This window comes from Aeromonas sp. QDB25 (assembly GCF_027707725.1).
In the GTDB taxonomy this organism is placed as follows: domain Bacteria; phylum Pseudomonadota; class Gammaproteobacteria; order Enterobacterales; family Aeromonadaceae; genus Aeromonas; species Aeromonas caviae.
In genome coordinates this window covers 25,688-48,588 of record NZ_JAPCIZ010000024.1, presented here as the reverse complement: position 1 = coordinate 48,588, position 22,901 = coordinate 25,688, and the positions used below count along the sequence as shown (strand labels likewise).

The 22,901-nt window shown below is 62.1% G+C and carries 25 protein-coding genes and 1 riboswitch; of the genes, 20 read left to right on the top strand and 5 right to left on the bottom strand.

Going from position 1 to position 22,901, the window contains the following annotated elements; genetic code table 11:
* Positions 1–143 precede the first annotated feature (143 nt).
* From lpcA to PG883_RS10670, 3 genes are all read left to right on the top strand, one after another.
* Positions 144–722, top strand: a complete 579-nt coding sequence (gene lpcA, locus PG883_RS10680) for a D-sedoheptulose 7-phosphate isomerase (RefSeq protein WP_010674142.1) — start codon at positions 144–146, stop codon at positions 720–722.
* A gap of 112 nt (positions 723–834) precedes the next feature.
* Positions 835–1,632 (top strand): class II glutamine amidotransferase, encoded by a 798-nt coding sequence (locus PG883_RS10675; RefSeq protein ID WP_010674143.1) that lies wholly within the window; start codon positions 835–837, stop codon positions 1,630–1,632.
* Positions 1,633–1,933: 301 nt separating this feature from the next.
* A complete protein-coding gene (locus PG883_RS10670) occupies positions 1,934–2,269 on the top strand; it encodes an Hpt domain-containing protein (protein ID WP_010674144.1) in 336 nt (111 codons plus the stop codon).
* 12 nt (positions 2,270–2,281) lie between these two features.
* Here PG883_RS10670 and PG883_RS10665 read toward each other — a convergent pair whose 3' ends face one another.
* Positions 2,282–3,205 carry a gluconeogenesis factor YvcK family protein gene (locus tag PG883_RS10665; protein WP_029314269.1) on the bottom strand — a complete coding sequence of 308 codons (924 nt, stop codon included), beginning with the start codon at positions 3,203–3,205 and terminating at the stop codon, positions 2,282–2,284.
* Positions 3,206–3,318: 113 nt separating this feature from the next.
* Between PG883_RS10665 and PG883_RS10660 the strand changes: the two genes are divergently transcribed.
* Together PG883_RS10660 and PG883_RS10655 are read left to right on the top strand one after the other, a co-directional pair.
* Positions 3,319–4,500, top strand: coding sequence for an FIST signal transduction protein (locus PG883_RS10660; protein ID WP_041201554.1), 1,182 nt, complete (start codon positions 3,319–3,321; stop codon positions 4,498–4,500).
* A gap of 18 nt (positions 4,501–4,518) precedes the next feature.
* Positions 4,519–6,594, top strand: a complete 2,076-nt coding sequence (locus PG883_RS10655; protein WP_201896635.1) for an ATP-binding protein — start codon at positions 4,519–4,521, stop codon at positions 6,592–6,594.
* Between the two features lie 272 nt (positions 6,595–6,866).
* Here the strand turns inward: PG883_RS10655 and PG883_RS10650 are convergent, their stop codons facing one another.
* From PG883_RS10650 to narQ, 4 genes are all read right to left on the bottom strand, one after another.
* Complete coding sequence (locus tag PG883_RS10650; protein ID WP_201896634.1) at positions 6,867–7,442, bottom strand: LON peptidase substrate-binding domain-containing protein; 576 nt, start codon at positions 7,440–7,442, stop codon at positions 6,867–6,869.
* 360 nt (positions 7,443–7,802) lie between these two features.
* The gene (locus PG883_RS10645) at positions 7,803–8,168 is read right to left on the bottom strand and encodes a globin domain-containing protein (RefSeq protein ID WP_113978478.1); all 366 of its coding nucleotides are present in this window, start codon (positions 8,166–8,168) and stop codon (positions 7,803–7,805) included.
* A gap of 146 nt (positions 8,169–8,314) precedes the next feature.
* Complete coding sequence (gene narL, locus PG883_RS10640; RefSeq protein WP_039038841.1) at positions 8,315–8,953, bottom strand: two-component system response regulator NarL; 639 nt, start codon at positions 8,951–8,953, stop codon at positions 8,315–8,317.
* Complete coding sequence (narQ, locus tag PG883_RS10635; protein WP_041215515.1) at positions 8,953–10,665, bottom strand: nitrate/nitrite two-component system sensor histidine kinase NarQ; 1,713 nt, start codon at positions 10,663–10,665, stop codon at positions 8,953–8,955. Before narQ ends, narL begins: the two co-directional genes overlap by 1 nt.
* 78 nt (positions 10,666–10,743) lie before the next feature.
* Positions 10,744–10,883, top strand: a riboswitch (molybdenum cofactor riboswitch).
* Between narQ and moaA the strand changes: the two genes are divergently transcribed.
* From moaA to modC, 15 genes are all read left to right on the top strand, one after another.
* Positions 10,871–11,866, top strand: coding sequence for a GTP 3',8-cyclase MoaA (gene moaA, locus PG883_RS10630; RefSeq protein ID WP_010674152.1), 996 nt, complete (start codon positions 10,871–10,873; stop codon positions 11,864–11,866). (Overlaps the previous riboswitch by 13 nt.)
* Before the next feature lie 251 nt (positions 11,867–12,117).
* A complete protein-coding gene (napF, locus tag PG883_RS10625) occupies positions 12,118–12,627 on the top strand; it encodes a ferredoxin-type protein NapF (RefSeq protein WP_041212734.1) in 510 nt (169 codons plus the stop codon).
* A complete protein-coding gene (locus PG883_RS10620) occupies positions 12,624–12,926 on the top strand; it encodes a chaperone NapD (RefSeq protein ID WP_010674154.1) in 303 nt (100 codons plus the stop codon). Before napF ends, PG883_RS10620 begins: the two co-directional genes overlap by 4 nt.
* A gap of 189 nt (positions 12,927–13,115) precedes the next feature.
* Positions 13,116–15,605 carry a nitrate reductase catalytic subunit NapA gene (napA, locus tag PG883_RS10615; RefSeq protein WP_041212735.1) on the top strand — a complete coding sequence of 830 codons (2,490 nt, stop codon included), beginning with the start codon at positions 13,116–13,118 and terminating at the stop codon, positions 15,603–15,605.
* A 16-nt stretch (positions 15,606–15,621) separates the two neighbouring features.
* Complete coding sequence (napG, locus tag PG883_RS10610) at positions 15,622–16,356, top strand: ferredoxin-type protein NapG (RefSeq protein ID WP_049636342.1); 735 nt, start codon at positions 15,622–15,624, stop codon at positions 16,354–16,356.
* On the top strand, positions 16,353–17,228 hold the full coding sequence (napH, locus tag PG883_RS10605) for a quinol dehydrogenase ferredoxin subunit NapH (RefSeq protein ID WP_049636341.1): 876 nt from the start codon (positions 16,353–16,355) through the stop codon (positions 17,226–17,228). Before napG ends, napH begins: the two co-directional genes overlap by 4 nt.
* Positions 17,228–17,683 (top strand): nitrate reductase cytochrome c-type subunit, encoded by a 456-nt coding sequence (locus PG883_RS10600; RefSeq protein WP_029314277.1) that lies wholly within the window; start codon positions 17,228–17,230, stop codon positions 17,681–17,683. The genes napH and PG883_RS10600 overlap by 1 nt, the downstream gene beginning before the upstream one ends.
* Before the next feature lie 11 nt (positions 17,684–17,694).
* Positions 17,695–18,285, top strand: coding sequence for a cytochrome c3 family protein (locus PG883_RS10595; protein ID WP_039038845.1), 591 nt, complete (start codon positions 17,695–17,697; stop codon positions 18,283–18,285).
* Positions 18,286–18,479: 194 nt separating this feature from the next.
* Positions 18,480–18,986, top strand: coding sequence for a molybdenum cofactor biosynthesis protein B (moaB, locus tag PG883_RS10590; RefSeq protein ID WP_039038846.1), 507 nt, complete (start codon positions 18,480–18,482; stop codon positions 18,984–18,986).
* Between the two features lie 50 nt (positions 18,987–19,036).
* Positions 19,037–19,531, top strand: a complete 495-nt coding sequence (moaC, locus tag PG883_RS10585; RefSeq protein WP_041215510.1) for a cyclic pyranopterin monophosphate synthase MoaC — start codon at positions 19,037–19,039, stop codon at positions 19,529–19,531.
* Positions 19,528–19,773, top strand: coding sequence for a molybdopterin synthase sulfur carrier subunit (gene moaD, locus PG883_RS10580; protein ID WP_041215509.1), 246 nt, complete (start codon positions 19,528–19,530; stop codon positions 19,771–19,773). Before moaC ends, moaD begins: the two co-directional genes overlap by 4 nt.
* Before the next feature lie 2 nt (positions 19,774–19,775).
* A complete protein-coding gene (moaE, locus tag PG883_RS10575; RefSeq protein ID WP_041215508.1) occupies positions 19,776–20,255 on the top strand; it encodes a molybdopterin synthase catalytic subunit MoaE in 480 nt (159 codons plus the stop codon).
* Positions 20,256–20,309: 54 nt separating this feature from the next.
* On the top strand, positions 20,310–21,032 hold the full coding sequence (gene modA, locus PG883_RS10570; RefSeq protein ID WP_041215507.1) for a molybdate ABC transporter substrate-binding protein: 723 nt from the start codon (positions 20,310–20,312) through the stop codon (positions 21,030–21,032).
* Positions 21,033–21,148: 116 nt separating this feature from the next.
* Positions 21,149–21,829 carry a molybdate ABC transporter permease subunit gene (gene modB / locus PG883_RS10565; protein ID WP_010674165.1) on the top strand — a complete coding sequence of 227 codons (681 nt, stop codon included), beginning with the start codon at positions 21,149–21,151 and terminating at the stop codon, positions 21,827–21,829.
* Positions 21,826–22,881 carry a molybdenum ABC transporter ATP-binding protein gene (gene modC, locus PG883_RS10560; RefSeq protein WP_049636340.1) on the top strand — a complete coding sequence of 352 codons (1,056 nt, stop codon included), beginning with the start codon at positions 21,826–21,828 and terminating at the stop codon, positions 22,879–22,881. Before modB ends, modC begins: the two co-directional genes overlap by 4 nt.
* The last annotated feature ends 20 nt before the right edge of the window (positions 22,882–22,901 follow it).

Genomic DNA, 22,901 nt, shown 5'->3' with positions numbered 1-22,901 from the left:
AAGCTGTTTACAAGCCCGTTACCTTGGCTCTGTGATCGGCATAACGTGCTGCCCGCCCCATCTTGGCGGGCGGGGGGCGACGATTGGACTGGCTTGTGCGACAATGCCGCCACCCTATGTTGGACGACGAGATTTCAAGAACCATGTACCAAGAACTGATCCGCAACGAGTTGACCGAGGCTGCCAGCGTGCTTCAGGCGTTCCTGGCAGATGAGCAAAATCTGAAAAACATCGAGGCGGCGGCCAGGCTGCTCGCCGACTCCTTCAAGCAGGAAGGCAAGGTACTCTCCTGCGGCAACGGCGGCTCCCACTGCGATGCCATGCACTTTGCCGAGGAGCTGACCGGTCGGTACCGCGAGAACCGCCCAGGCTATGCCGGCATCGCCATCTCCGATCCCAGCCACCTCTCCTGCGTCTCCAACGACTTTGGCTATGACTATGTCTTCTCTCGCTATGTGGAGGCCGTCGGCCGTCGTGGTGACGTGCTGCTCGGCATCTCCACCAGCGGCAACTCCGGCAACATCCTCAAAGCCATCGAGGCGGCCCGTGCCAAAGGGATGAAGGTGATTGCCCTGACCGGCAAGGACGGCGGCAAGATGGCTGGTCTGGCCGATGTGGAGATCCGTGTGCCGCACTTCGGTTATGCCGACCGTATCCAGGAAGTGCACATCAAGGTGATCCACATCCTGATCCAGCTGGTTGAAAAAGAGATGGCCAAGTAATCAACGATCCGGGATTGAGAGGGGGGGATGGGAGACCATTCCGGCCCTCTCGTCCAGCCGTGACGGTTGATTGACGAAACCAGAGTCAAGACATTCAGGGAGTGGATGGTATATGTGCGAACTGCTCGGCATGAGTGCCAATGTGCCGACCGACATCTGCTTCAGCTTTACCGGGCTGATGCTGCGGGGCGGCAAGACCGGTCCCCACAAGGATGGCTGGGGGATCACCTTCTATGAGGGGCGGGGTTTTCGCACCTTCAAGGATCCCGAACCCAGTGCCCAGTCTCCCATCGCCAAGCTGGTCCAGGCACTGCCCATCAAGAGCCGTGCCGTGGTCAGCCATATCCGGCAGGCGAACCGGGGGTGTGTCTCCCTGGAAAACACCCACCCATTTACCCGAGAACTGTGGGGCCGTTACTGGACCTTTGCCCACAATGGCCAGTTGACCGGTTACAAGAGGCTGCCCACGGGGCGGCACCGCCCGGTAGGCGACACCGACAGCGAGCACGCCTTCTGCTGGCTGCTCGACAGGCTGGAGCACAAGTACCCCAAACGGCCGGCAAATTTCCCCGCCATGTTCCGTTACCTCGCGACCCTGTGCGACGAGCTGCGCGGGCTCGGGGTGTTCAACATGCTGCTGTCGGACGGAGAGTTCGTGATGACCTATTGCAGCAACAACCTTTACTGGTTGACGCGCAGGGCTCCCTTTGGCGAAGCCCGTCTGCTGGATGAGGATGTGGCCATCGACTTTCAGAGTGAAACGACGCCGAACGATGTGGTGACCCTGATCGCCACCCGGCCGCTCACCGGCAACGAGAATTGGGTGAAGATGGTGCCCGGGGAGTTCTGCCTGTTCAGGCTGGGTGAGCTGGAATATGGCAATGCAGCCAACTTGTTGAACCAGAAATAAAAAAATACCAGGGCAGATGTCTACCCTGGTTCTTCGCAGCAGCCATACAGGCAAAAAGGGATGAGAGAGGTGTTGCTGAGCCGCATCATTCTCATGGGTTGCATTGTTACTTTAATGTTAATTTTGTGACAACCTTTATCTCTCTCCATTCTGACTGACATACCGATAACTTGAAGCTGCTCACATTCTGGTGTCGCAAGAGCATCCGGAGCGATACGGGCATGCCCGAAGGACGGGTGACAGCGGGGCTGTGGGTCCGCTATATTGTGGTCTGTTTGAATACCATCATAGGGAAGAGAAGATGGAGTGGCTGGATCAGAAAGTGCTGCGACAACTGGCAGATGATATCGGTCACGAGATGATGCCGGTCGTCATCTCGGTGTTTGTCGAAGAGGTAGGCGAGCAGTTGGCCCAATTAAGACCGCTTTTTGAGCAGCGGGACTGGTCAGCCCTGGCGCGTCTTGCCCACAGCATGAAATCGTCCTGTGGCAGCTATGGCGCCAAACCCAGCTATCAGCAGGTGATGGATCTGGAGTCCGCCTGTCGCCGGGAAGATGAGCAAGAGGCCGGCAGACTGCTGGCTGAGCTGGAGCACTCCCTGCCCCAGGTCTTCACCCATCTGGCCCAGTTTCACTGATCCAGAAGGGCATCAGCCCGCCATGTCGCGCTCGCCAAGCCTGCTCAGGATCACGGTGTCGAGTGCCAGCCGCAGCTTGAGGCGGTCGTGGCGGTGGGGGAGGGCCGCTTCACCCAGCTCGGCCCGAACGAGGCAGTGCTGCAGCTCGGGTACCTGGGGGCCCTCGGGAGCCAGAATGGCATCGATCCGGCCGCTGCCTATCCGCTCTTCCAGCCAACGATGTTGACTGGACAGTGACAACTGGCCTGCCGGACCCTCTTCGTCCACCAGATTGCTGATGAACACGACGATGGCGCGGCTGCTGCGGATCGCCTCCGCAATTTCGCGCAGCAGCAGAGGAGGCATGATGGAGGTGAGGAAGCTGCCCGGCCCCAGGATGATCATGTCGGCCTGGCTCAGCGCCTCGACTGCTTCGCGCGTGGCGGGCACGACCGGTTTCAGGCTCAGGGCCCGTGGCGGCGTGGTGAGCTGATCGATGGAGACCTCTCCCAGGATCTGATCGCCACAGACGGTGTGGGCGCACAGATCGGTGGGATGCTCGGACATGGGCAGCAGATTGGGTTCAATTTCCAGCATGTCGCTGATGAGCCGGATGGCATCCAGGGGGCGCACGCAGAGGTTGTCGAGGGCCAGCAGCATCAGGTTGCCGAGGTTGTGGCCCGCCAGCTCGCCGCGGCCGGTAAAGCGGTGCTCGAACAGCTGGCTACCGATGCTGGGGGTGGTCACCAGCTGGTTGAGGCAGTTGCGCAGATCCCCCCAGGCGATGCACTCCTGGCTTTTGCGCAGGCGTCCGGTGGAGCCGCCATCATCCGTGGTGGTGACGATGCCCGTCAGCCGGGATCCCAAGAACGACAGGGAAGAGAGCACCCGGCCCATACCGTGCCCGCCGCCGATGGCGACGACCCGGTCGAAGTCATTGATATTTTTTTGCCACATGCAGTGATCCCGTGGGATGCCAGTGAGCACCATTCTAGTCTCCATGGCCAGGTAATTGTTTGATAAGGGTATGATTTTTGCTTGATGCCAGCATCCCGTACCCCTAGGAGACGATGTTGAACTTCCTGACGGCTCACTCGCTTGCCGAGACGACCCCACTGGCCGCCCAACAAGTTACAGAGCGGTTGCATGCCCAGTCATCCCATGTTCCATCGCTGTTGCTGGTCTATTTTACCCAAGCACACGAGGCGGCGGAACTGCGCCGTGCGCTCAAGGCACGTTTTCCCGATACCCGGCTGATCGGTTGCAGCTCCTGCGGCGGTATCCTGACCCAGGATGGCCATCATGGTCGGCATGGCTGGAGCCTGTCGGTCGCCGCCCTTTATGATGACAAGGGGGCCTATGGCGTGGCTGGCCAGATGGGGGATCAACCGGATGTGCGGGCATTGCTGCGCCGCGCCATCGCCGATGGTGGCCGACCGGGAGAGCTGCCGCAGCTCGTGTTGCTGCACACCAGCCCGGGGCTGGAGGAGGTTGTGCTCGCGGGGATCGACGCCGAGTTTGGCGCGACCGTTCCCGTCGTCGGCGGGTCGGCGGCAGACGACGGCGTGGCCGGGCAGTGGCAGCTGTGCTGGGACGAAGGGGAGGGATCACAAGGGTGCGTGTTGGCGGTGCTTTACCCCGATTGCCAACTGGCGTTCCAGTTTCATTCAGGCTATGTACCCACCGAGTGTCGCGGCATCATTACCGGGATAGACGGGCGGGAGGTGCTGACCATCGATCACGAGCCGGCGGCCCGGGTCTATGGTCGCTGGACCGAGCGTGCGACGCCCTGGCCAGTGGGTCCCATCCTCAGGGAGACGACGCTCTCGCCACTGGCCCGTCAGGTCGGCATGCTCGATGACCTGCCCTACTACAAGCTCTCCCATCCCGAGGCGGTGACGGCGCGGGAGGGGCTGCGCCTCTTTACCGAAACCCGACTGGGAGAGCGGCTGCTGCTCATGTACAGCAGCCAGGAAGGGTTGTTGCAGCGCAGCCTGAATGCGGTGAATATCGAGCCTGAATATGGCATGGCGAGCAATATGCGCCCCTTTGGCGCCCTGGTGGTGTTTTGTGCCGGTTGTCGGCTGGCACTGGGGGACAGGCTGGGGGACATCGTCAGTCAATTCAGTCAGAGGCTGGGTGAGATCCCCTTCATCACGCCCTTTACCTTCGGTGAACAGGGACGATTACCCCATGGTGAGCTGGCACACGGCAACCTCATGGTGTCGAGCGTAATCTTCCTCGAGAGCTGACACTGTGCTGGATTCAAGATGATAGGCAATAGCGAACTCGAAACCCTGGGTGACAAACTGCAAACCACGCTGGTGGAGCTGATGCGTTGCCGGGAGCGGGAGGCCAGATATCGGGAGGAGTCCCAAGCCCTGCTGTGCGGGGTGGCGACCCTGGCACAGGCCCAGAGTCTGGAGCAGGTACTGGAGAGTCTCATTCTTGCTCTCAAGCCCTTTATCGGATTCGAACAGGCGGACGTGGTCGCCTGGGAGGCCGTGAGGGGCAGCACCCATCTGAGCACCCAGCCGGACGAGGTGGGCCGGACCTGGTCGCTGACACCGCTCTTCTCCAGGGCCATCGAGGGGGAGACCCTGGTCATCTATGATCCCGCCCAACTGCCTGAGCTGGCGCCGCTGGCAGGGGCGCCGGGCTGGGCCAGCGTCATGATGACAGGCTTGCAGGGACCGGGGTTTTCCGGTGTGCTCATCTGCCGGCACAGCGTGGCGGGCACCTTCGATCTCAAGAGCAAGGCGGCGATGCAGCGTTGTCGCCCGCTCATCTCCCAGGCTCTGGTCAACATCGCCTATCGGGCTCGCCTGCAAGAACAGGTTGACCTCAAGACCCTGGCCCTGCAGGCCAGCGAACAGCGTTTTCGCAGTTTTGCCGCCATGGCCTCTGACTGGTTCTGGGAGACCGATCCCCAGCACAGGCTCAGCTATGTCTCTGCCCCTGGCTATCAGGGGGAAGTGCTGGCCCGCCAGACGGGGAGAAGCCTCTATGATTTTGCCCACGACAAGCAGGACCCGGCCTGGAGCCACTATCGGCACCTGATCGCCCACCATCTGCCGGTGCGGGGAATGCGGGCCCAGGTGATGCTGGCGGGCGGGCCTTGCTGGATGGAGATCAATGCGGAGCCTTGCCATGATGCCGGTGGCCGCTTCCTCGGCTATCGGGGCACGGCGCGGGAGATAGGCAGCCAGATCCGCCGCGAGCAGGAGCTGGCGCGGGCGCGGGACGATGCCGAGACGGCCAACCGTGCCAAATCCCAGTTCCTCGCCATGATGACCCACGAGATCCGCTCTCCCATGAACGCCGTGCTGGGGATGCTGGATCTGCTGCAGCACGGCCGACTCGACACTCCGCAACAGACCCTCATCGGTCATGCCACCCACTCTGCGCATCTGTTGCAGACCATCATCGACGACGTGCTCGATTTCTCGAAAATAGAGTCACATACCCTGACGCTGCACTGTGAACCCTTTCAGCCAGCCGAGCTGTGCCGTGCCCTGGTGGAGCCCTTGCAGGCACAAGTCAGTGCTAAGGGAATCACACTGCATTGGCATCTGGATGAGACGCTCCCTGAACGCCTTCAAGGGGATGCCGTCCGCCTCTCCCAGGTGATAGGCAACCTGCTTGGCAATGCCGTGAAGTTCACCTCCGTCGGCAGCGTGCGTCTGGCGTTGACCTGGGAGGAGGAAAAGCTGGGGGTCATGGTCAGCGACACGGGGATCGGCATCTCCACCGAGGATCAGGCGTTGCTGTTCGAACCCTTCTATCAGGTCGACAGTTCGGCAACCCGCCGCTTCTCCGGCTCGGGGCTCGGACTGGCCATCTGCAGGCGGCTGGTGCAGCTGATGGGGGGAGATATTTGCGTGCAGAGCACGCCTGGGCTGGGAAGCTGCTTCTGGTTCGAGCTGCCCGGGATGGCCTCTCCCTGTGCTCCGGCCGCCGCCCCCAGCAGTGAAGAGTGCGCCAGACTGGAGCTGGATGTGCTGGTGGTGGAAGACAGTCCGGTCAATCAGCTGGTGGTATCCCTGATGCTGCAGAAGCTGGTGTGCAGGGTGAGGCTGGCAGGCAATGGTCTGGAGGCCTTGGCACAGGTGGCGAAGCAGCAGCCGGACCTTGTCCTGATGGATATGCGGATGCCGCAGATGGATGGGCTGGAGGCGACCCGGCGCCTGCGGGACATGGGGTGCGAGGTGCCCATCGTCGCGTTGACGGCCAATGCCATGATGGAGGACAGGGCCCGCTGCCTTGCCCAGGGCATGAACGATTTTCTGGCCAAACCCATCAGTCTTGCCAGACTGCGAAGCTGCCTGCTCCGCCATTGCAGGTGATGTCGGCCGATTTTGGGTAAAAAAAATGGTCAACCTGGTGGTTGACCAATTCTTCAGCAAATACTGAAGAGAGCACGGGATAAATCGGGTTGTACGGTTTTATATGAAAAAGTCGTGCCAACTTTTCAAAACCTGTTATTTGCGGCCTGTAGCTGAATTGTGTGTTATTTATCGCTACCGTGATTGCAAAATGCAATTCTCATTTTTTCATTATAAGAATGCAGTGCCGAGAATTCGCGTTTTGCAAACCAACCGTTGACTCACTCTTTGACTCACTGTGCGATCAGTCGGCGCAAGAACTGGCGCGCCGCTTCACTGTTCTGTTTGGCAATCAACATCTGTTTTTCATAGATCGGCATGGGCAGGATCTCGAGCCAGCGTTGGCAGAGCCAGGCTGCATCGTCGAACTGCTTGTCCGGGTAGAGCTCATCCAGTTCCGGGTATTGTGCAAAGACCTCTCTCAATCGGCTGACCAGCTGGTTGTCGCTGACATCAGAATCCGCACTCGGCCAGTTGGGCAACGGCTCGACCTGGGCGTGCCTGAGGCCTACGCTATCCGTTTCCATCTCGTGGATGCAGAAGCGTTCAAGGCCGAGCACGGTGACCCCGAGCAAACCGTCGTTGAGGGTATAAAAATCAGTCACCTTGACGCGGGTTCCGACCGGGAGAATCCGTCCGCAGGTGCCCGTGCTGGTGGTCTCTTCCATCACGATGCCAAAGCCACGATCCTCGAGGAAGGACTCCTTGAGCATCTGCAGGTGGCGCGGCTCGAACAGGCGAAGGGGGAGCTTGCCACCGGGCAGAATGTGGGACGGCAAGGGGAACAGTGCCAGTTGTTGAAGTTTCATGTTCCATCCTCCTAATCAGTCATTGCTGAATGTGACAATGCAGTGACCGTGCCAGAGAGAGGTGGCGTGGCGAAGGGGTGAGTCATTTCCCGTGGTTATTTTTAATATCCATTTAAAATCAATCTATTGTGATTTGATGTCGCGAATGCAGGCAAGGCAGTGCGAAAGGGATTCAGGTGAGGTGTAAGGGCGCCGAACATACCCTGTGTGCAGAATGAGTCTATTTTCGCATATTGCAAATTTGATTCATGCAAAATGCCTGTTACAGACCCATTCAGCGATTGGGGGCAAAGGCCAGGGGATCAGGTGGTGAATTCTGTGTGCTGTGTCATGCCGTCCAGCATCAGTGCGGCTATCTCGTCATACATCTGACCAGGCCTGTGCCAGTGCCGGGGTAAAACCACTGCCGAGACGCCGTGCCAGCACCTGGGTCAGCGCCTGTTTGAGCAGTGCAAACTGGTGGGGTTGAACGTTGAATCGCTGGTGACGCCTGCCGAGATCGCGAATGATGAAACCCAGTGCATCCAGTTGGGAGAGGCTGGTGATGACGGTGTTCAGGGTGTCCGACACCTTGGCAACGGGCAGCTCCTGATGTGGGGGAAAGAGGGCCCTGAGTTCGGGGGACAATCTGAACAGCTCTTCATAAACCTCCTGGACATAGCTGTTGTTCAGGGCGCTCACCCTGCCCCAGGCTTTCTGGACCAGCTCTATCTGCTCAAAGGTCATGTCGATGTTTCCTTCCCGTGCGATGCCATGAAAATAATAATCCATCTACTCAATAGAGCACCGGGTTCCGCGCCATTTGGGGAAAAGAAGAGGGGGCCAGCAAGGAGGCACGGATGGTGACCCCTTGCTGGCAGGAGGCCGGGACCTCAGTTGCGCTGTTCCAGGTACATGACGGCTGCTTCGACGCGGCTTTGGGCCTCGAGCTTTTTCAGCAGGCTCTTGACGTGGACCTTGACGGTTCCCTCGGAGATATGGAGCACGGAGGCGACCTGCTTGTTGGACAACCCCTTGGCGATTTCACGCATGATCTGCATCTCGCGTCGGGTCAGGCTCTCCAGCTTCTGCTGCAGGTGGTCCAGCTCGTAGATGTTCTCGAGATAGGGACGTAGCGGCTCGCTCAGGATCTGCTTGCCGGTCATCACGTCAGCCAGCTGGGCCAGCAGCATGTCAGGCTCGGTGTCCTTGAGCAGATAGCCGTCCGCGCCTGCCTTGAGCAGGGCAACCACATCCTGGCGGGCGTCAGAGACGGTCAGGATCACCACGCGGGAAGTCACCTCTTCGGCCCGCAGCGCCTTGAGGGTATCGAGACCTGACAACCCCTTCATGTTGAGGTCGAGCAGGATAAGGTCCGGTTCGGACTCTTTGGCCATGGCCACGGCGTCGGTGCCGTTGGAGGCCTCGCCAACCACGTCGATGTTATCTTCCAACTCCAGCAGTTGCACAATTCCCTTGCGCATCAGGGGGTGGTCATCCACGACCAGAACACTGTATTTCATCTCGTCCATCAGGCGTCTCTTGTTAGGCTGGTGGGAAAGGTCAGGTGTATGCGGGTGCCCCCGGAGGGCGGTTCACTGATGGTCAACTGGCCGCGCAATTTGCTGGCGCGTTCATTCATGATGCTGAGACCGTAGTGATTCACCGCCGAGCTTGCGCCCCTTATTCCAACACCATCGTCTGCAATCTGAACCTGGATGTTACCATCAGCCAGGGTCTCACAGCTAACGTCAATGTGCCGCGCGCTGGCATGCTTGATGGCATTGAGCACTGCCTCACGGATCAGCTGCAGGATGTGGATGTGCTGCCCCGCTTCAAGGTCGGTGTCCGTCAGTCCGTACTGGAGCCTGATGTCGGCGTGCGTCTGGGGTTTGAGCTGCTCGAGCATGACCGCGATGGCTTCACCCAGGTTGGCATCGCCGATGCTGAGGCGGAAGGTGCCGAGCAGTTCGCGCAACTGGGTATAGGCATTGCTGAGTCCCTCGTCGATCTGCTCCATGGCTGCCTCGGTCTTGGCCCTGTCCCCCTTGGCGAAGGAGCGCTTGAGCAGCGTGGCCTGGATCTTCAGGTAAGAGAGGGCCTGGGCGAGGGAGTCGTGCAGTTCACGGGCGATGACGGCGCGCTCTTCCATCAGCAGCAGGCGCTGGTGCTGCAGTAGGGTCTGATCCTTGTGCAGCACCTGGGCCAGCAACATGGAGAAGTTCTTCATCAGCCGCTCGTCGATGGGGTGGTCGCTTATCATGTCGAGCCGGCCGTACTCCTCGTCATCCATCTGCAGGTAGAAGCTCACCACGGCGTCCAGATCCCCCGGCCACCCCTTGCGACCTGTGATGTAGACCGGCATCGCATTGTGCTCGAAGCGGGTGAGGCGGATGTACTCGATGTGCTGGTGGGCGGCGGCCCGCTCCAGCAGCTTTTGCAGGGTGCGGCGGCTGAGGGGCGCCGCGTGCAGTTTCTGGGCGGTGGAATAGAGGAAGGAGAGGGTGTCGTTGGCCTGTTGCAGCTTGGCCGTTTTCTCCTCCACCTTGCTCTCCAGCTCCCGGTAGAGTTTGCCAAGCTCGTCGGCCATGGTCGCGAACGCTCCCGACAGCTCTCCCAGCTCGTTCTCACAGTGGGGGGGCAGGGTGAGATCGAACTCCTGACGCTGGATCTGGCGTGCGCAATAGACCAGCTGATTGAGGGGCGCCACCACCTGCTGGCGGGTGAAGCGCACCGTGCACCAGGCGATGGTGATGATGGCGAGCAGCCCTAGCCCCTCGGCCAGGGCCAGCATGCGCACCTTGAACTCCACGTGGTACTGCATCTGGTTGACGAAGTCATCGATGGCGGCGACGAACTGTTCCGTATTATCGGTATAACGGCTGGGAGTGGCATTCTCGATGTGTTCGCGCATCACTTGCCATTGCAAGAGGACTTCACCATAGGTGCGGCGCAGGGAGGCGGGCGTGATCCAGCGCTGGGTCTCCTGCAGCTCGGGGGCATGAAGGGTCTGTTCAAACTGGGCGAGCCGGCCGAGGACGACCTGATCCTTCTCGATTTCATAGGCCATGCGGTAGGCCTGCATGCGCAGAGATCCCGACAGATTGATGGCCTTGGCATCGGGAACCGAATAGAAGAGGGTGACCATGGCCACCACGGCGATCAGGCTGGCCATGAACAGGATCAGCACCATGGAGCGACCGATGGCGCTGCTGACCGACTGCACTCTGAACCATTTTCCCATGCCGACCGGCTCCCTTTTCACCCACAAAGACCCCACAAAGTAGCATGGGAGTGTACTCCAAGTTGTGCTAGCATCGAAAAACTAGATGAACTCCGAGCGATTTTGCCTAAGTCATTGAGATAGGGGGAGATCGCCGTCAGCCGATGTTCGAGCTGAAAGGGTCAGGAAAGAAATGCCCTGGCCTCCCGTATTTGGAAAGGTGTTTATGTTGCCACTTGAAGATGGTTTTTCCCGTCGCTTTTACTATTTGCGTCTGTCGGTCACCGACGTCTGCAATTTCCGCTGTACCTACTGTCTGCCGGACGGCTATCACCCGCCGAAAGGAGATGGTGAGGGGCGCCAGTCCTTCCTCTCCCTGGAGGAGATCCGTCGCGTCGTCTCCGGGTTTGCGGCCATGGGGACGCGCAAGGTGCGTCTGACTGGAGGCGAGCCCTCCCTACGCCGCGACTTCACGGCCATCATCGAGACCGTGGCCAATACTCCCGGCATCGAGAAGGTGGCCATGACCACCAACGGGTATCGGCTCAAGGAGCGTGCCCGCGAGTGGTTCGATGCGGGGCTGACGGCCCTGAACGTCAGCGTCGACAGCCTGGATCCCCGTCAGTTCCACCAGATCACCGGCGAGAACAAGCTGGCGGAGGTGATGGCGGGGATAGACGCCGCCCTGAGTGCCGGTTTTCGGTCGGTCAAGATCAACGCCGTGCTGCTCAAGGGGCTCAATGATCATCAGCTCGAGACATTCCTCGCCTGGATCCGCGACAAACCCATCGAGCTGCGTTTCATCGAACTGATGCAGACCGGCGAGATGGACGCCCTGTTTCGCGATCACCATACCAGCGGTGAACTCATCAAGCAGCGCCTGCAAGAGAGCGGCTGGGTGCAGCAGCTGCGCGGCCTGGATGATGGCCCTGCCCAGGTGTTCACGCATCCGGACTCGAGGGGCGGGGTGGGGCTCATCATGCCCTACAGCAAGGATTTTTGCGCCGGTTGCAACCGGCTGCGGGTCTCCTCCAAGGGCAAGCTGCACCTGTGTCTCTTTGGCGACAACGGGGTGGAACTGCGGGATCTGCTCACCGATGACAGCCAGCAGGAGGCGCTGCAATGGCGTATTCGCCAGGCGCTGACCGGCAAGGCCGCCACCCATCGCCTCCATGAAGGCAATGCAGGCATGACCCCCCACCTGGCCTCCATCGGCGGCTGACAGCCGCCGTGCACCTCAAATAACCTTCGATTAATTATCAATCCTCACATAGGGGTAATTTACCTTGCCCCTGCTGTGTCTAATTACGCCAAGGGTTTGATCCAGCGCAAGAATCCCCCCTGTTTATCTCCCTGGTGGTATATCCCCTGACTTGTCAGGGCCGCAATATACACCCACGCTTATAATTGGCATTGAAAATGCCAGTCACGGGATCCGCGCGGGGGCATTCGTCCCCGAAAAGAGGAGTCGATATGACCGACGGGGTCAACTTGTCACGCAGAGGCCTGTTTCGGGGACGCCTGAGCGCCCCCAAGGCTGGGATCCAGTTGCCCTGGTCCGTCTCCTGGGACGAGTTCGTGGCCGGCTGTACCCGCTGCGGCGACTGTCTGGCGGCCTGTCCGGAGCAGATCCTGATCAAGGGAGACGGGGGCTTCCCCACGGTGGATTTTCACCGCGGCGAGTGCACCTTCTGCACCGAGTGTGTGAGCGCCTGCCAGGCGCCGGTGTTCAGGCCGACAACCCAGACACCCTGGGAGTATGTGGCCCATATCGAGGCGGGCTGTCTGGCCACTGCCCAGGTGTTCTGCCAGCGCTGTCAGGACAGCTGCGAGCAGCAGGCAATCCGCTTTTCCCCCCGGCTGGGGCGCGTACCCACCCCCGGCATCCATGCCGAGTCGTGCAACGGCTGCGGGGCCTGCGTAGCGGATTGCCCAGTGGGCAGTATCAGCATCGGTCTGTCTCGTGGCGAGGCTTCGCGATGACCCAAGAGACGAACAAGTTGGAAAACGGTGATATGACGCGAGAAGAGTTCCATGTATCCAGCCTGGTGGTGCTGACCCAGCCCGATCTGCGCCACGCCCTGGCAGAGCGGATTGCGACCCTGGACGGGGCCGAGATCCACGCCGTCAGCGAGGAGGGCAAGCTGGTGGTGACCTTGGAGGGGCCGAGCCAGCGCCCCATCATGGCGGCCATCGACACAATTCAGGGGTTGCCCGGGGTGCTCTCTGCGGCCCTGATCTACCACCAGTTCGATGAAATGGACGCCGAAGATGGGGAATAAGGCGTCATGTGGCAGAAGCGCAAGAGTCGTTCGCTGACCGCCACGGGTAATACACGGGATGCCGGGTCTGTTGTCTGCGTTCGATGAACGAAAAGCCCAGAGCAAAGGAATAAAGCGCCATGGAGCTGAGCCAGCGCGGCTCGTCACAATGGCTGTCATTGATGTGATTAAGCAATGCGAGGATATGTCATGAAGCTGAGTCGACGCGACTTTATGAAGGCCAATGCGGTGGCGGCAGCCGCTGCCGTGGCCGGTGTCAGTGCCCCCACTCTGGCGGCGAACCTGATCACCAGTACCGACAAGACCGCCATCACCTGGGACAAGGCACCGTGCCGCTTCTGCGGGACCGGCTGTTCCGTGCTGGTGGGCTCCCAGGCTGGCCGCGTCGTGGCGACCCAGGGGGATCCCGATGCACCGGTCAACCGTGGCCTGAACTGCATCAAGGGCTACTTCCTCTCCAAGATCATGTACGGGGAGGATCGCCTGACCCAGCCCATGCTGCGCATGACGAACGGCAAGTTCGACAAGAACGGCAACTTCGCCCCCATCAGTTGGGATCAGGCCTTCGACATCATGGCCGAGAAGTTCAAGGCGACCCTGAAAGAGAAGGGCCCGACCGCCGTCGGCATGTTCGGCTCCGGCCAGTGGACCGTCTGGGAAGGCTATGCCGCCGCCAAGCTGATGAAGGCAGGCCTGCGCTCCAACAACCTGGATCCCAATGCCCGTCACTGCATGGCCTCCGCGGTAGTGGGCTTCATGCGTACCTTCGGCATGGATGAACCCATGGGCTGCTACGACGACATCGAGCAGGCCGACGCCTTCGTGCTGTGGGGCTCCAACATGGCCGAGATGCACCCCATCCTCTGGTCGCGCATCTCCGATCGCCGTCTGTCCCACCAGGATGTGCAGGTGCACGTGCTCTCCACCTTCGAGCACCGCAGCTTCGAGCTGGCGGACAACGGGCTGGTGTTCACCCCCCAGACCGATCTGGCGATCCTCAACTACATCGCCAACTACATCATCCAGAACGACAAGGTGAACTGGGAGTTCGTCAACAAGCACACCCAGTTCCGCAAAGGGGTGACCGACATCGGTTACGGCCTGCGTCCCACCAACCCGCTGCAGCAAAAGGCCAAGAACCCGGACAGCGGCGACTCCACCCCCATGAGCTTCGACGACTTCGCCAAGTTCGTGGCGGATTACGATCTGGAGTCCGTCTCCAAGCTCTCCGGCGTGCCCAAGGACAAGCTCGAGAAGCTGGCCCAGATCTATGCGGATCCGGACAAGAAGGTGGTCTCTTACTGGACCATGGGGTTCAACCAGCACACCCGTGGCGTCTGGGCCAACAACCTCTGCTACAACATCCACCTGCTGACCGGCAAGATCTCCCAGCCGGGCTCCGGCCCCTTCTCCCTGACCGGCCAGCCCTCCGCCTGTGGTACCGCCCGTGAAGTGGGTACCTTCGCCCACCGTCTGCCGGCGGACATGGTGGTCACGGATCCCAAACACCGCGCCATCGCCGAGAAGATCTGGAAGCTGCCGGAAGGCACCATCCCGGAGCAGGTGGGCTACCACGCCGTGCTGCAAAACCGCATGCTCAAGGATGGCAAGCTCAACGCCTACTGGGTGATGTGCAACAACAACATGCAGGCCGGCCCGAACATGAACGAAGAGGCGCTGCCCGGTTATCGCAACCCGGCCAACTTCATCGTGGTCTCCGACCCTTATCCGACCGTGACCGCCCAGGCGGCCGACCTCATCCTGCCCACCGCCATGTGGGTGGAGAAAGAGGGGGCCTATGGCAACGCCGAACGTCGCACCCAGTTCTGGCACCAGCAGGTGAAGGCACCGGAAGGGGCCAAGTCCGACCTGTGGCAGCTGATGGAGTTCTCCAAACGCTTCACCGTGGAAGAGGTGTGGCCGGCTGAGTTGATTGCCAAGATGCCGGAAGTGAAGGGCAAGACCCTGTTCGACGTGCTCTATGCCAACGGCCAGGTGAACCAGTTCCCGAAAGAGCAGAGCAAGGGGGCCCTGAACGACGAGGCCGAGCACTTTGGTTTCTACGTCCAGAAGGGGCTGTTCGAGGAGTACGCCTCCTTCGGTCGCGGCCATGGCCACGACCTGGCGCCGTTCGATCAGTATCACGAAGCCCGTGGCCTGCGCTGGCCGGTGGTGGACGGCAAGGAGACCCTGTGGCGCTATCGCGAAGGGTTCGACCCTTACGTGAAGGCGGGGGAGGGGGTGCGCTTCTACGGCAAGCCCGATGGCAAGGCGGTGATCTTCGCGCTGCCCTATGAGCCGGCTGCCGAAGCTCCGGACAAAGAGTACGACATGTGGCTCTCCACCGGTCGCGTGCTGGAGCACTGGCACACCGGCACCATGACCCGTCGCGTGCCCGAGCTCTATCGCGCCTTCCCGGATGCGGTGCTGTTCATGCACCCGGAAGATGCCAAGGCCCGTGGCGTGCGCCGTGGTGAAGAGGTGATCGTCTCCTCCCGCCGGGGCGAGGTGAAGACCCGGGTCGAGACCCGCGGCCGCAACCGTCCGCCCAAGGGACTGGTGTTCATGCCCTTCTTCGATGCGAGCCAGCTGGTCAACAAGCTGACCCTGGACGCCACCGATCCGCTCTCCAAGGAGACGGATTACAAGAAGTGCGCCGTCAAGGTCATGAAGGCCTGAGGCGGGGGAGCGCGAGATGAGTCGTAGTCGGCGCCAGTTTCTGGCCGACATGGCCAAGGGGGTCTGCGGTGTGGGCCTGCTTGGCGTGGGGCTCGGCGGCGTGGCGCGCCAGCAGGTGCAGGCTTTGCCTGCCCAGGCGCTGCGCCCGCCGGCCGCCCTCGACGAGGCCGAGTTTCTCGGCGCCTGCGTGCGCTGCGGGCTCTGCGTCGAGGCATGCCCCTACGACACCCTCAAGCTCGCCCGGCTGTTTGAACCCGTGACCACCGGCACCCCCTACTTCAAGGCGCGCGCCGTTCCGTGCGAGATGTGTGACGACATCCCCTGCGTGGCGGCCTGCCCGAGCGGGGCGCTGGATCGGGCCATGACCGATATCGATCAGGCGCGGATGGGGGTGGCGGTGCTCATCGATCACGAGACCTGCCTCAACTACCTGGGGCTGCGCTGCGACGTTTGCTACCGGGTCTGCCCCCTCATCGACAAGGCCATTACCTTGGAGCTGCAGCACAACCCGCGCACAGGCAAGCACGCCATGTTCCTGCCCACGGTGCACAGCGATCTCTGCACCGGCTGCGGCAAGTGCGAGCACGCCTGCGTGCTGGAGGAGGCGGCCATCAAGGTGGTGCCTCGCCAGCTTGCCAAGGGGGAGCTGGGTCACCACTACCGGCTCGGCTGGGAAGAGAAGGCGAAGGCGGGCAAATCGCTCATCGGCGACAGGCTCACCCTGCCGACCCGCAAACCGGAGGGTCTATGAGTCGGTATCCAGGGGCCGAGGCTACGGCCAGGCTGGGGTGGTGGCGTGCCCACCGCTTCCTGCTGCTGCGCCGGCTTTGCCAGTTCGGGGTGCTGGGGCTGTTCCTGCTGGGGCCGCTCGCGGGCATCTGGATCCTCAAGGGCAACCTCTCCAGCTCCCTGCTGCTGGAGACGGTGCCCCTCACGGATCCCCTGACCCTGTTGCAGTCGGTGGCGGCGGGCCAGTGGCCCATCCCCACCCTGTGGCTCGGGGCCGGGCTGGTGCTCGCGGGTTACTGGCTGGTCGGGGGGCGGGTGTTCTGCTCCTGGGTCTGTCCAGTCAACCTGGTCACCGATGTCGCCGCCTGGCTCAGGGGGCGGCTCGGGCTCAAGGGCAATGGTCAGTTCAACCGCGCTACCCGCTACTGGCTGCTGGCCATGGTGCTGGTGGCGCCGGCCATCACAGGCGTGCTGGTGTGGGAGCTGGTCAATCCGGTGTCGCTCACCCTGCGGGGCCTGCTGTTTGGCATGGGGGCGGGCTGGGGCCTGCTGGCGGTGCTGTTCCTGTTCGACCTTTTTGTGGTGGAGCGGGGCTGGTGCGGCCACCTCTGTCCGGTGGGGGCCTTCTATGCCCTGGTCAACCGGGTCGGGTTCATCAAGATTGCAGCCTCGGGGCGCGAGCGGTGCAGCAACTGCATGGATTGTTATGCGGTCTGCCCGGAGCGTCCCATCCTGCGCGGCCCCGTTCACGGTGCCAGGCGTGGTCACGGGCCCTTGATTGCGGCTCAGGAGTGTACCAACTGCGGCCGTTGCATCGATGTCTGCGCGGAGCAAGTTTTTGAAATCACTGTAGGTTTTGCCGTCAAGGCAGAGAAAACGTCGGAGAACACATAATGAAGAAGCTGATTGGAGCAATGCTGGCCTGCCTGATGGCGGGTTCCTTGATGGCGGCCGTCCCCGAGATCACCAACAGCACGGGGGGCATCAAGTCGGAGCGGGGAAGCACGGATCTGGTGACGGATGCCGACGCGGCCCCCATGAAGAACTTTCGCAAGGATGGCGACCTCTACGATCGCCAGTACATGCACCAGCCCCCGCTGATCCCCCACGACACCCGCAACTATGAAGTGGACAACAAGGTCAACAAGTGCCTGGCCTGTCACAGCTTCAAGAACGCCAGTGCCATGAAGGCCCCCAAGATAAGCCCCACCCACTTCGAGACCCGTGACGGCATGACCCTGGGCGAAGTCTCTCCGCGTCGCTACTTCTGTCTGCAGTGCCACGTGCCGCAAGCGGATGCCAAGCCGCTGGTGAACAATACCTTCAAACCGGTTGAAGCGCTGAACTGAGGAACCCATAGATGAAATTACCCGGCTTTGTGAAGCGTCTGTGGACCACCTTCAAGTCACCGTCGAAGGCGGCCCTCTGGGTCATCCTGCTGATGGGCTTCTTCGGTGGCGTCATCTTCTGGGGCGGGTTCAACACCGCCATGGAAGCGTCCAACACCGAGGCCTTCTGCACCAGCTGCCACGAGATGAAGGACAACGTGTTCGTGGAGTACCGCGACACCATCCACTACGCCAACCGCTCCGGCGTGCGGGCCAGCTGCCCGGATTGCCACGTACCCCACGAATGGACCTACAAGATCATCCGCAAGGTGCAGGCCTCCAAGGAGCTGTGGGGCATGATCACCGGCAAGGTGGATACCCGCGAGAAGTTTGAATCCCACCGGCGGGAGATGGCCGAGCGGGAGTGGCAGCGGATGAAGGAGACGGATTCGCGCGAGTGCCGCAACTGCCACAACTTCGAGTACATGGACTTCTCCCTGCAAGGGCGTCGGGCCGCCCAGATGCACTCCACCAACCTGGCAAGCGGGGCCAACACCTGCATCGACTGCCACAAGGGGATTGCGCACCAACTGCCTGACATGAAAGGGGTGCCAGGCTTCTGATGGGAAGGCCGCCGGATCCCCGGGATCCGGCGGCCTTCGAGATTAATGGGCAATGACGCCCCCCCAGCCAGACATCTTTTGATAGAATCCCTTCCCGGCAACGCGGCGCCCACCGGCTCCTTTCATGGCTGGCACCACGGTGCGGCGCGTTCACCTCATCCTCTCGTGGTCAATGATTGACAGGAATGGCCCCAATGGCACCCAAACACAGCGAATTCATCCCTCTCAAGATCGCCGTCCTGACGGTTTCCGACAGTCGCACCGCTGCCGATGACAGCTCGGGGGACTATCTGGTCGAGGCCCTGACCCAGACTGGCCACGTGCTGGCCGACCGGGCGCTCTGCCCCGACAACCTGTTTCGCATCCGCGCCCAGGTGAGCGACTGGATTGCCGACGAGGGAGTCCAGGTGGTGCTCATCAACGGCGGCACCGGCTTCAACGAGCAGAACCGGGTGCCCGAGGCGGTCGGCGTGCTGTTCGAGCGCACGGTGCAGGGCTTTGGCGAGATGTTCCGCCAGCTCTCGTTTGCCGAGATAAAAGGCTCCGCCATGCAGAGCCGTGCCCTGGCAGGGCTCGCCAACCGCACCCTGATCTGCTGCCTGCCCGGCTCCACCGGCGCCTGCCGTCTGGGTTGGGAACAGCTTATCCGGGATCAGCTCGACGCTCGTACCCGGCCGTGCAACTTCGTGACCCATCTGTGATCCCGGTAGTAAACCCGGATCATCCATCTTATTTTTCGATAGGTGCATAGATGAACCTGACCCATCTCAACCAGAGCGGCGAGGCCCACATGGTGGATGTCACCGACAAGCAGGTGACCGAACGCGAGGCCCGCGCCGAGGCTTTCGTGACCATGGCCCCCGAGACCCTGGCGTTGATCCTGAGCGGTCAGCACCACAAGGGGGACGTGTTCGCCACCGCCCGCATCGCCGGCATCATGGCGGCCAAGAAGACCGCCGATCTTATCCCACTCTGCCATCCGCTGGCCTTGACCAAAGTCGAGGTGGAGATAGTGCCGCTGGCCGAGCAGAATCGGGTCCATATCCGCACTCTGTGCAAGCTCTCGGGCAAGACCGGGGTGGAGATGGAGGCGCTCACCGCCGCCTCGGTGGCGGCCCTGACCATCTACGACATGTGCAAGGCGGTGCAAAAGGACATGGTGATCGAGCAGGTGCGTCTGGTGGAGAAAAAGGGCGGCAAGTCCGGTCATTTCCAACTGGGTGCGACCAAAGGAGAGCAAGCATGATCAAGGTTCTGTTTTTTGCGCAGGTGCGTGAGCTGGTCGGCTGCGACGAGCTCAGCCTGCCTTGTGACTACGTCAGTGCCGATGTCCTTCGCGCCGCCTTGAGCGAGCGAGGTGACAAGTGGGCGCTGGCGCTCGAATCCGGCAAGCTGCTGGTGGCGGTCAACCAGACCCTGGTGCCGCTGGATACCCCCCTCCATGACGGGGATGAGGTCGCCTTCTTCCCGCCGGTGACCGGAGGCTGATGATGAGCGAGGCAACCATGATCGATCGCATTCTGGTGCAGCGGGAAGACTTCTCGCTGGCGGACGAATATGCCCGCCTTGCTGCCCGGCAGGACACAGGCGCGATTGTCAGCTTTGTCGGCAAGGTGCGCGACTTCAATCAGGGGGAGCATGTGAAGGGGCTGGCCCTCGAACACTACCCCGGCATGACCGAGAAGGCGCTGGCGGACATAGTGGCCGAGGCCCGCGGGCGCTGGCCGCTGCAGGAGTGCACCCTCATTCACCGCATCGGCGAGCTGCTGCTCGGGGATCAGATTGTGCTGGTGGTGGTGAGCAGCGCCCACCGCGAGGCGGCTTTCGAGGCCTGCCACTTCATCATGGATTTCTTGAAGACCCGGGCGCCGTTCTGGAAAAAAGAGCTGACCGCCGACGGGGTGCAACGCTGGGTCGAGGCCAGGGCGAGCGATGACGCCGCCCTGGCCCGCTGGCAACAAGGGGAGTGAGCCTCGGGCTCGCGTCAATCGATCCGGCCGTGCCGGAACATAAGGAGCAACGGAATGAAGAGATGGGTATCCGTGTTGGTGCTGGGCGCCGGCGCCATGTACAGCGGTGCTGTGCTGGCTGACGAGGTCAAGGTGGCGGTGGCGGCCAACTTCAAGGGCACCATAGAGCGCATCGGCAAGGAGTTCACCGCCAAGACCGGCCACAACGTCGTCATCAGTTCGGCGGCCACCGGCGTGCTCTATACCCAGATCACCCACGGTGCACCCTTCGATCTCTTCCTCTCGGCCGACGTGGCGACCCCTCAAAAGCTGGAGTCGGAAGGCAAGGGGAGCGAACGCTTCACCTATGCCATCGGTCAGCTCGGCCTCTGGCAGAAGGGGGGGCCTGCTCCCGACGAGGCCACCTTGCGCCACTGGCAGGGGGAGCTGGCCATCGCCAACCCCAAGACAGCGCCCTATGGCGCTGCCGCCATGGCGACCCTGGCTCATCTCAAGATCGATCCCAAGCAGTATCGGGTGCTGACTGGCACCAACATCAGCCAGACCTGGCAGTTTGTCGACACCGGCAATGCGAAGCTGGGCTTCGTCGCCTGGGCCAACCTGGTGGAGGCGGGCAAGACCGGCGAAGCCTGGGCGGTACCGGCCAGCTTCTATCCCCCCATCGAGCAGCAGGCCCTGGTGCTGAAGAAAGGGGCGGCGGTGGATGCCCTGGTGGCCTGGCTCAAGGGGCCGGGACAGGCGCAGATCAAGGCGGCGGGTTACGCCCTGCCGCAGTAAGCGCCCGGCGTCTGCCGGCCAGCCCCGTGCTGGCCAGCTCCGGTGCCTGACGTGTCCCAAGGCGGCGCCCGTCATGACGGCGCCCTGTTTTTTATCGACACCCGAGAGGGGACCCTATGAGTGAAGGGGATCTGCTGGCGGTCTGGCTGACCCTGAAACTGGCGGCCAGCACCACTGCCATCCTGCTGCTGCTGTCGCCGCCGCTCGCCTGGTGGCTGTCTCGCAGCCAGCACCGGCTGCGCCCCCTGGTGGAGGCCATGGTGGCCCTGCCGCTGGTGCTGCCGCCTACCGTGCTCGGCTTCTATCTGCTGCTGGCCTTCTCCCCGGAGTACGGCCTCGGTGGCTGGTGGCGGGAGACCTTCGGGGCCCCGCTCGCCTTCAGTTTTCTCGGCCTGCTCATCGCCTCCGTCATCTATTCGCTCCCCTTCGTGGTACAGCCCCTCACCTCCGCCTTCGTCAACATGGGCAACAAGGAGCTGGAGGCTGCTGCCACCCTGGGGATGGGCCCGTTTGAGCGCTTCTTTCGCATCATCCTGCCCATGACGCTGCCCAGCTTCGTGATGGCGGCGGCGCTGGGCTTTGCCCACACCCTGGGGGAGTTCGGGGTGGTGCTGATGATCGGCGGCAACATTCCCGGGGAGACCCAGGTGCTCTCCATCGCCCTGTTTGATCACGTGGAGGCGATGGATTACCAGAATGCCCATATTCTGGCAGGCGGCCTGATGGGCTTCTCCCTGGTGATGCTGGTGCTGGTCTACGGCGTGCTGCAACGTCGGCAACGGAGGCTGTTCGGATGAGCCTCTACCTCAAGGCCAGACGTGATTTCGGCCCCTTCACCCTGGCGTGCGATCTGGCGCTGCCCCCCAGCCGCATCCTCGGCCTGTTCGGTCCTTCGGGCTGTGGCAAGAGCACCCTGCTGCGCATCATCGCCGGGCTCGACAGGGCTCCGGGCGATGCCCTGCGCTGGCAGGGGCGCGAGCTTGCAGCCCTGCACCCCGAGGCGCGGCGCATCGGGCTGGTGTTTCAGGATGCTCGTCTCTTCCCCCACCTGAGCGTGCTCGGTAACCTGCAACTGGCGGCTCGCAAGGGGAGGGGGCGCTGGCAGCCAGAGGATCTGGCTGCGCGCCTCGGTTTTGCCGAGCTGCTGGGGCAACCGGCCCACGGCCTCTCCGGCGGTCAGCGTCAGCGGGTGGCAATGGCCAGGGCCTTGCTGGCCGAGCCCGACTTGCTGCTGCTGGATGAACCCTTCTCGGCGCTGGACAGGCGCAGCCGCATCCATCAGGCCCACGTGCTCAAGGGCTTGCAGCAGGAGAGCGGCATCCCCATGATCTTCGTCAGCCACGCCATGGAGGAGGTGAGCCTGCTCTGCGATGGACTGGTGCTGCTGGCAGAGGGACGGGTGGAGGCCCAGGGCACCCCCGAGGAGATCTTCGCCCGCACCGACCTGTCGCTGGCCAGTCGCGACGACGTCGGGGTCATGCTCTCTGCGACCCTGTCCCACTACGACGAGCACGAGCAGATGGCGACCCTGCGACTCGGGGAGCAGACCCTGATGGTGACCATGGAGCATGCCCCCGATGAAGCAGGCCCCTTGCAGATCAAGGTGGCGGCGCGGGATCTGGTGATCGCCACCGAGCCCATCGTGCACTCCAGCCTCTCCAACTGCCTCGAGACCCGGCTGCTGGAGGTGCGGGAGGTGCGACCCGGGCAGACCCTGTTGCAGTTGGCTCTCGGGCAGCAGATACTGCTGGCCCGGATCACCAGCCGCTCCGCGCAGCGGCTCGCCCTGACGCCGGCCATGCGCCTCTACGCCTACATCAAGGCGGTGAGCCTGGTGGGAGAGGGGTAGACAGGGGACCGGAGTACGGA